Here is a 7,463-nt window from a genome sequence, read left to right on the forward strand (position 1 = left end):
AAGTGGCCGCGGTGTCAGCGCTTTTTCTCAGCACCTGTTCTCAGGGGCACACCTTCGCGGACATACCTGAATGGAATTAGCTACATCCGCTCGAGCCGGAACTGCTGGCAGTCGTTGTTGGACCAGCTCCACTGCTGGATGTTGGCGCCGTCCCCGCTGCTCCAGCAGTTGGCCACGTCGAGCACCTTGCCGCTGTGACGCGCCTCGAGCCGGTACCAGCCATCGCTGACCAGGATGGGCTTGAACTGCTGGTTGGCCGAGTTGAAGGAGGTCCACTGGTGGATGTTGGCCCCATCGGCGGTGCTCGGGCCGGCGACGTCGAGCACCTTGCCGCTGTAGCGGGAGACGAACCGGTAGTAACCGCTGTCGGCCGGCTCCATGGCCCACTGCTGGCTGGAGCCGGTGTGGCAAGCCCACTGGTGGATGTTGGCACCATCCGCGGTGCTCGGGCCGGCGACGTCCACGCAGCGGCCCGTCGACCTGTTCACGAGCCGGTAGTACGCACGCGCATCCCACTTGAACGAGGCCACCGAGAGGGCCGGAAGCGTGTAGTCGAAGGACTGGCCGCCCCAACGCACCTTGAAGGTGAGGGAGCTGCTCGCGTTGGAGTTCAGCGCCACCAGGGCCAGCGAACCATCCGGATTCTTGAAGGCCACGGTCTCGATGCTGCCATTGCCCAGGCTCGTCGAGGCGATGCGCACCGCGCCGGTCCTCACCACCTTCGCCAGGTGGCCCCAGCTGTAATAGTCCTCGTTCTTCGTATAGGTGCCCGTGGCCGTGTTCACGGTGATCATGCCGCGGCAGTTGTCACAGCCGCCCACGCGCGGGCCATGGTTCTGGTCGAGCGCGATGTTCCAGTACAGCGAGCTCTTCGCCCAGTTGCGCAGCGGACCGATGACGTTGTTCTGCAACTCCCACTTCAGGTTCCAGGCCTGGTTCGTCGCCCAGTCTCCGCCGGAGCACTCGGTGAAGTGAACCTCCTTGCCGGGATGGGCATTGCGGAAATCGGACTGGACGCTGTAGCTGCCGTCGGGGCCCTCGTAGCAGTGGTAGGCCACGCCCGTCACCGAGTTGAGCGCCTGGCTGTTGTTGTAGCTCATCAGATCGAACGGAAAGCGGGCGGGGCTCCCGTTGTCGTACCAGTTGTGGTCCCACCCGAGGATCTTCACCGCTCCGAACCCGGCGCTGTTCAGCGCGGGCCGCAGGTTGTGGGTCGCGAAGTTCGACTGATCATTCGGCTCCATCTGCATGGACGCATAGGAGGGAGCGGCATAATGCGGCTCGTTCTGCATGCTGACGGCGTACACCGGCAGGCCGTGGCCGTTGTAGGCCTGGAGGAAGCGCACGAAGTAGTTGGCATACAGGCCATACAGATCGTTCCGCAGGTACCCGCCCCCCGTCAGCGAGTTGTTGAACTTCATCCAGGCCGGAGCGCTCCACGGCACGGCCATGAGCTTGAGCTCGGGATTGAGCTGCCGCGCCTGCTGCAGGAGCGGGATGATGTAGGCGGTGTCGTGGTTCACCGAGAAGTCGTTCAGATCGCAGCAGGTGTCATCGTAGGTATAGTGATTCCGCGCGAAGTCGGACGAGCCCATGGGCACCCGGACCAGGTTGTACCCGGCCCCGCTCGCGACGCTGAACAGGTCATTCATGATCGCGTTGCGCTGGGGTGAATTGTAGATCACCCACGCGGAGGCATCGGTGAGCGCACCGCCAAAGCCATCAATGCTCTGATAGGTGGTCGCCTCGTTGATGTCGATCACCAGGGACGTGCCGCTCTCCGGCCCGAAGTTCCTGGCCGGCTCCGCGCTGAGCCGCTTGGAGAGCACGGTGTTCGACGTGGTCGTCAGCCACACCTGAACGGGCTCGCCAGCGGCCACCGCGCTCGAGGGAGAAAGCTACAGAGAAGTACCGTGGCCACGAGACCGCTCCACGCGGTCCGGCGCCTGGACATGGCCGTGTGCATACGAAACTCCTGAAGGTGAAAGGATTCGCGGCACGAAATACAGACGCGGCAAAAAGAAATCCACTCTTTTCCGCTTTGACCCGTCTAGAACAGAGTGGTGATGACTCCAGACATCAGGTGATGACTGTTGTCACCAGTTCATACGCTCAGGCAGCCAGCCCAAACCCTTGAAATCACGGAACCCGGCACATCCCTGCATCCATGAGAGACATGGCACGCCGGACGCAAAGGGACCGCCACGTAACACCTCCCCCATAGGAAGACCCGATGAACCGTGGATTCAAGACCCTGACCCTGGCAACGGCGCTGTTCGCCGGAACGGCCACCCTCGCCCTCATCCCCACCACCGCCGAGGCCGCCTCCACCGAGGAGGCCGTGGCCGTGCCGAACCCGTCTCAGGAGATCCTCTCCGCGATGAAGCGGGACCTCGGGCTCGATGGCGAGCAGGCCCGGCGCCGGCTGGTCTCCGAGGCCGCGGCGGCCCGTCTCGAGAAGAAGGTGCGTGAGAACCTGAGCACCACGTTCGGCGGTGCCTGGCTGGGCCAGGACGGCAGCACGCTCATCGTCGGCGTCACGGACGAGGCCAGCGCCCGCTATGTGCGCGGCCTCGGCGCCGAGCCCCGGCTGGTGGCCCGGAGCGAGAAGCAGCTCGACAAGGTGAAGTCGACGCTGGACCGCAATGCCAAACGCGCTGACCGGACCATCCACGGCTGGTACGTGGACCCCGTCACCAACAGCGTCGTCGTGCTCGCCCGGGACCCGTCCCTGTCGAGCGTCGGGAAGTTCATCGCCGACAGCGGTGCGGCCGATGGCTCGGTGCGTGTGGTCACCTCCAGCGAGGAGCCCCGCACCACGTACGATCTGCGCGGCGGTGATGCCTACTACCCGGGCAACTCGCGTTGCTCGATCGGCTTCTCCGTCAATGGCGGCTTCGTCACCGCGGGCCACTGCGGCGGCGTGGGCACCAACACCTCCGGCTCCAACGGCGTGGCACAGGGCACCGTGCGGGGCTCGACCTTCCCCGGCGCCGACTACGGCTGGGTCCAGGTCAACTCCGCGTGGGCCTCCCAGCCCTGGGTGAACAACTACGCGGGCGGTATCGCCAACGTCGCCGGCTCCAATGAGGCCCCGGTGGGCGCCTCGATCTGCCGCTCCGGCTCCACCACCGGCTGGCGCTGCGGCGTCATCCAGGCCAAGAACGTCACCGTGAATTACCCCCAGGGCGCCGTCTACGGCCTCACCCAGAGCAACGCCTGCTGCGAGGGCGGCGACTCCGGTGGCTCCTGGCTCTCCGGTGACCAGGCCCAGGGCGTGACCTCGGGCGGCTCGGGCAACTGCACCACGGGCGGCACGACGTTCTTCCAGCCGCTCCGGCCCATCCTCTCCGTCTACGGCCTCACGCTCACCACCTCGGGTGGCCAGGCCATCGTCTCGAACTGGAATGGCAAGTGCATCGACATTCCCAACTCGAACACCACGGACGGCACCCCGCTCCAGATGTGGGACTGCAACGGCACCGGCGCCCAGCGCTGGACCTTCTACTCCGACGGCACCGTCCGGGCGCTCGGCAAGTGCATGGACGTGGCCTGGGGCTCGCGCGACAACGGCGCCGTCATCCAGCTCGTCGCCTGCAATGGCAACCCGGCCCAGCAGTTCGTGCTGAGCGGCGCGGGTGACCTCGTGAACCCGCAGGCCAACAAGTGCGTGGACATCAAGGACTGGAACTCGGCCAGCGGCGCCCGGCTCCAGCTCTGGGAGTGCGGCGGCACCGCGAACCAGAAGTGGTTCCGCCGCTAACGCGCCGGCTCTCCACCTTCCAGTTTCGCCACCACCGCCTCCAGCTCCGCCACCCGGCGGGCGAGTTCCTCGGATCCGCCCGCCGGTAGAGCGGGAGGCGGTTTCCAGAAATCCATGCCCATCTCGGTGGCCTTGTCTACCCAGTGCCAAAGCGCCCAGCACGGTGGTGACGACACCGCGGTTCCTGGGGACGTATCCCACCACGCGCTCACCCCGTGGAGCACGTCCATGAGTGCGCGTCATGCTCGTGTGGCAGCCGGTTTCGTCGAGGAAAACGAGCCGTCGCGGGTCGAGCAGGAGCATCAGAAGGAGGAAGACACGCCGCAGTGCCTGCACTCGCGGGGAACGCTGCTCCGAAGCTACGAGCGACTTTTTTTGAGTCTCAGCCCCTCGCGTCGCAGCGCCCTCCAGACCGACGAGGAACTGGTATGCACCTCTGTCCGGGCCACCAACGCTTCGAGGTGCTCCTGCACTGTGGCATCGGAGTGTATACGCACCTGGCCCTTGAGCGTCTCCAGCACCTCCCCTGGAGGGCCGAGAAGTTGCCGCCGCCTCTCGGTCGTGGCTCCAAGTTCCCCGTTTCGTCCTCAAGCTTCAGCCAATGAGAGAGTGTCTTGGCGCTCACACTGAATTCAGCAGCCACCTCCTCCATGGTTCTGCCACCACGCCTGTAAGCCGCAACCGCGCGCTCACGCAAGTCCACCGAATAGGGCCGGGGCATAACTCCTCCTCCAGTCCCAATAGGGCAAGGTTGACCGGAACATTCAACTGAAATCCGTTATCAGGGCTAACCAGCCTAAAGTGGTGGCGGGAGAGGAATTCATGATCTCCTCGTTGACAGTCTTTCGGGCGGTACCGTACGTTCCGCCCGCTGTACCAACCCCTCCGAGGTCGCATGAATTTGAGCAGATTCGTTGTTCTGTGTGGTTTGTTGATTGGACTCGCTGCCCCCAGCGCGGCCCATGCCCAGTTGGATGTTTTTGTGGTCGACGTCGAAGAGACGGCACCCGGCGTGAACCGTTTTTACATTTACGGGATGAACTTCGGCACCACGCGGCCGGTGGTGCGTATCGGAGGTAACTCCGTGCGCCTTGCCGAGTATGCCCCGGATTACATCGTCGCTGAACCGCTCTTTTCTCTGACGCCCGGATTGTATCGCCTGAGTGTCACGTCAGGTTCGGATTTGTCCCAAACGGATGAGTTCGAGGTCGCGTTGGGGGCGCGCGGTCCCAAGGGGGACAAGGGCGATAAAGGTGACAAGGGAGACCCGGGCGAGCGAGGCTTGACTGGCGACAAGGGTGAGCCCGGAGCGGATGGTGTGCCCGGAGCGAAGGGAGACAAGGGCGACACGGGCGACCCCGGCATGGATGGTGCGCCGGGAGCGAAGGGAGACAAGGGCGACACGGGCGACCCCGGCATGGATGGTGCGCCGGGAGCGAAGGGGGACAAAGGCGACACGGGTGCAACTGGTCCGATGGGGCCGCAAGGATACCAGGGCCCTCAAGGCGTCCAAGGCCCGCCTGGACTATCTCAGTGTGGAATTGTCAACGGCAACACCGTGGGGCGAGGAGTCACGGCTTTTGCGTATTGTCCAGCAGGGAAAAGGGTGATCAGCGGAACCTGCAAGCAGGATGGTGGCTTGTTCGGTGCTTCTTCTGGCGGCCTGTACGACACTTACTTCACTTGCCGAATCACGTCCGACTACTCAGGCTCTGGCACGGTTACGCCTCAGGCGATGTGCTGCGTGGCTCAATAGCCCGCCCAACAACACTGACTGATTCGAACGTTGACGTAGGATCTGCTGTACTGCCCTCCGAGGAATCATGAATTTGAGCAGATTCGTTGTTCTGTGCGGTTTGTTGATTGGACTCACTGCGCCTGGTGCGGCCAATGCCCAGTTGGATGTTTTCGTGGTCGACGTTGAAGTGATAAGCCCCGGCGTACATCGCTTTCACATCTACGGAACGAACTTCGGTTCTGCACGACCGTCTGTGCGGATCGGAGGCAATTCCGTGCGCCTCAATGAGTATGCTTCGGATTATATCAGCGCCGAGCCGCTCTTTTCGCTGCCGCCCGGAAGCTATCGGCTGAGTGTCACCTCGGGTTCCGATTCGTCCCAGATGGATGAATTCGAGGTGACTCTGGGCGTTCAGGGGCCCAAGGGAGACAAGGGCGACCCAGGCGCGGTTGGCCCGAAGGGTGATACAGGCGATACAGGGCCGCAGGGGGTTCAGGGCATCAAGGGTGATACCGGAGCAACTGGGCCGAAGGGGGACAAGGGCGATACCGGCGCGACTGGTCCGAAGGGGGACACAGGCGCGACCGGTCCGATGGGGCCACAAGGCCACCAGGGTCCGGCCGGGCCCACGCGCGGTATCGTTTGTCGTGAAGTGTCGAAGGGTGGAGTCAACACCTACACGATTGGCGTGTCCGTGGTGCACTGCGGTCCAGGTGAGTTCTTGACGGGCGGCGCGTGCTCGTCCACGAACAACACCATTGGCACTGCCGGTAACCTCGGTGTGTACAATGGGGCATTCGGGTATACTTGCGCCCTGCGTGGTCCCAGTTCCACCACCGCAACCGTGCTCACTAATGCGATCTGTTGCCGGTATGAGTAGGTCACAGGCGGCGCGACGTCGGTTGCGTTGATGCGGAAATAAAACGGGTCGGGTCCTTGACGATGGCCCGGCCCGTTCTAGTTCACCACGGCATGAGGGTCACTTCCGGACCCTCATTCTGCGGTTGTTTTCGTGCGGGTTGATAGGCTCGGGTACGCTTTCTTGGCGGTGTAGTCGTGGAAGCGAATGCCCCATCTCGCCGGGAGCACGAGCAGGAACGGGTGGGCAAGGGCGTTGTGAACGACGTGCCAGAAGCGGCTCATGGGGCCCTCGGGAGGCGCGAGAAGAACGGGGGTGTTGGGGTGGGGGTCGGGCCGTTCGCCGCTCCTGGGCGGTTCGTGGATGTACACCGGGTCGGGCAGGGGCCGCTGGGCCGCAGGCTTCGGCGTGGCGCCATACAGCCGCTCCTCCAACTTCTCCTCCCGCCTCTGCTCCACCTGCTCCCAGTCCAGCTTCGCCGCCGTGGCGCGAGCCAGCACGCTCCCCACCGCACCCGCGCTGATTCCCAGGCTGCTCGCCGCCTCCCGGAGGCTTCTCTTCTGCACCCACTTCTGCCGTAGCACTTCTCGTATGTGACGCATGGACAGTCGCTCCGTGGCCATCGGCCCTCCCCTCGCGGGTATCCGCTCGGCGGAGCGGTGCAGCGTGGAGACGGAGATGTGGTAGGGGGCGCGCCGCTTGATTCGATCGGGAGGAGCGGCGCTCAGGTCGTCGCGGGCGAGGCAGAGGGAGCCTGCGCGGCGGCGTCGCGCGACGCCTTCCACATGGGCGGCAGCAGTTCCTCGAGCCGACGCTGTGGCCAGCCCTGGGCGAGCTTCTCCAGCACGTCGGCCAGGTACGCCTGCGGGTCCACGCCCGCCAGCGTGCAGGTAGCCACCAGCGTGTACACGCACGCGGCGCGCTCGGCGCCCGCATCACTGCCGGCGAACAGGTAGTTCTTCCTGCCGACGGCAATCTCCCGCAGCCGCAGCTCCGAGGCGTTGTTGTGCAGCGGCAGGCGTGCGTCTTCCAAGAAGCGCATCAGCGCCGTCCACTGGTTGATGGCATAGCGGCACGCCTGGGCCAGCGGACTCTTCGGTGGC

7 protein-coding genes are annotated in these 7,463 nt (G+C 64.6%); 3 read left to right on the top strand and 4 right to left on the bottom strand.

Annotated elements, in window-relative coordinates; genetic code table 11:
• Positions 1–80: 80 nt before the first annotated feature.
• Positions 81–1,880, bottom strand: coding sequence for an RICIN domain-containing protein (locus Q664_RS34595; protein ID WP_063934807.1), 1,800 nt, complete (start codon positions 1,878–1,880; stop codon positions 81–83).
• A gap of 353 nt (positions 1,881–2,233) precedes the next feature.
• On the opposite strand from Q664_RS34595, the gene Q664_RS34600 reads away from it, so the two are divergent.
• Complete coding sequence (locus Q664_RS34600; protein ID WP_043405608.1) at positions 2,234–3,763, top strand: S1 family peptidase; 1,530 nt, start codon at positions 2,234–2,236, stop codon at positions 3,761–3,763.
• A gap of 382 nt (positions 3,764–4,145) precedes the next feature.
• Here Q664_RS34600 and Q664_RS63030 read toward each other — a convergent pair whose 3' ends face one another.
• Complete coding sequence (locus tag Q664_RS63030; RefSeq protein ID WP_075207597.1) at positions 4,146–4,484, bottom strand: helix-turn-helix domain-containing protein; 339 nt, start codon at positions 4,482–4,484, stop codon at positions 4,146–4,148.
• 174 nt (positions 4,485–4,658) lie between these two features.
• On the opposite strand from Q664_RS63030, the gene Q664_RS55440 reads away from it, so the two are divergent.
• Positions 4,659–5,519, top strand: a complete 861-nt coding sequence (locus Q664_RS55440; protein ID WP_084610551.1) for a collagen-like domain-containing protein — start codon at positions 4,659–4,661, stop codon at positions 5,517–5,519.
• Positions 5,520–5,586: 67 nt separating this feature from the next.
• The gene (locus Q664_RS62360; protein ID WP_084610552.1) at positions 5,587–6,381 is read left to right on the top strand and encodes a collagen-like protein; all 795 of its coding nucleotides are present in this window, start codon (positions 5,587–5,589) and stop codon (positions 6,379–6,381) included.
• 113 nt (positions 6,382–6,494) lie between these two features.
• Here Q664_RS62360 and Q664_RS34615 read toward each other — a convergent pair whose 3' ends face one another.
• Positions 6,495–6,983, bottom strand: a complete 489-nt coding sequence (locus tag Q664_RS34615; protein WP_043405615.1) for an RNA polymerase sigma factor sigma-70 region 4 domain-containing protein — start codon at positions 6,981–6,983, stop codon at positions 6,495–6,497.
• A gap of 101 nt (positions 6,984–7,084) precedes the next feature.
• The coding region (locus Q664_RS34620) for an IS66 family transposase (protein WP_152622508.1) at positions 7,085–7,463 on the bottom strand (379 nt) is incomplete at its 5' end.

Source organism: Archangium violaceum Cb vi76 (genome assembly GCF_000733295.1).
Classification (GTDB): Bacteria; Myxococcota; Myxococcia; order Myxococcales; family Myxococcaceae; genus Archangium; species Archangium violaceum.

Bases quoted from the DNA above. Each gene is read 5' to 3' on its own strand.
- Q664_RS62360 (WP_084610552.1), top strand. From the start codon at position 5,587: ATGAATTTGAGCAGATTCGTTGTTCTGTGCGGTTTGTTGATTGGACTC.
- Q664_RS55440 (WP_084610551.1), top strand. From the start codon at position 4,659: ATGAATTTGAGCAGATTCGTTGTTCTGTGTGGTTTGTTGATTGGACTC.
- Q664_RS34615 (WP_043405615.1), bottom strand. From the start codon at position 6,983: ATGGCCACGGAGCGACTGTCCATGCGTCACATACGAGAAGTGCTACGG.
- Q664_RS63030 (WP_075207597.1), bottom strand. From the start codon at position 4,484: ATGCCCCGGCCCTATTCGGTGGACTTGCGTGAGCGCGCGGTTGCGGCT.
- Q664_RS34600 (WP_043405608.1), top strand. From the start codon at position 2,234: ATGAACCGTGGATTCAAGACCCTGACCCTGGCAACGGCGCTGTTCGCC.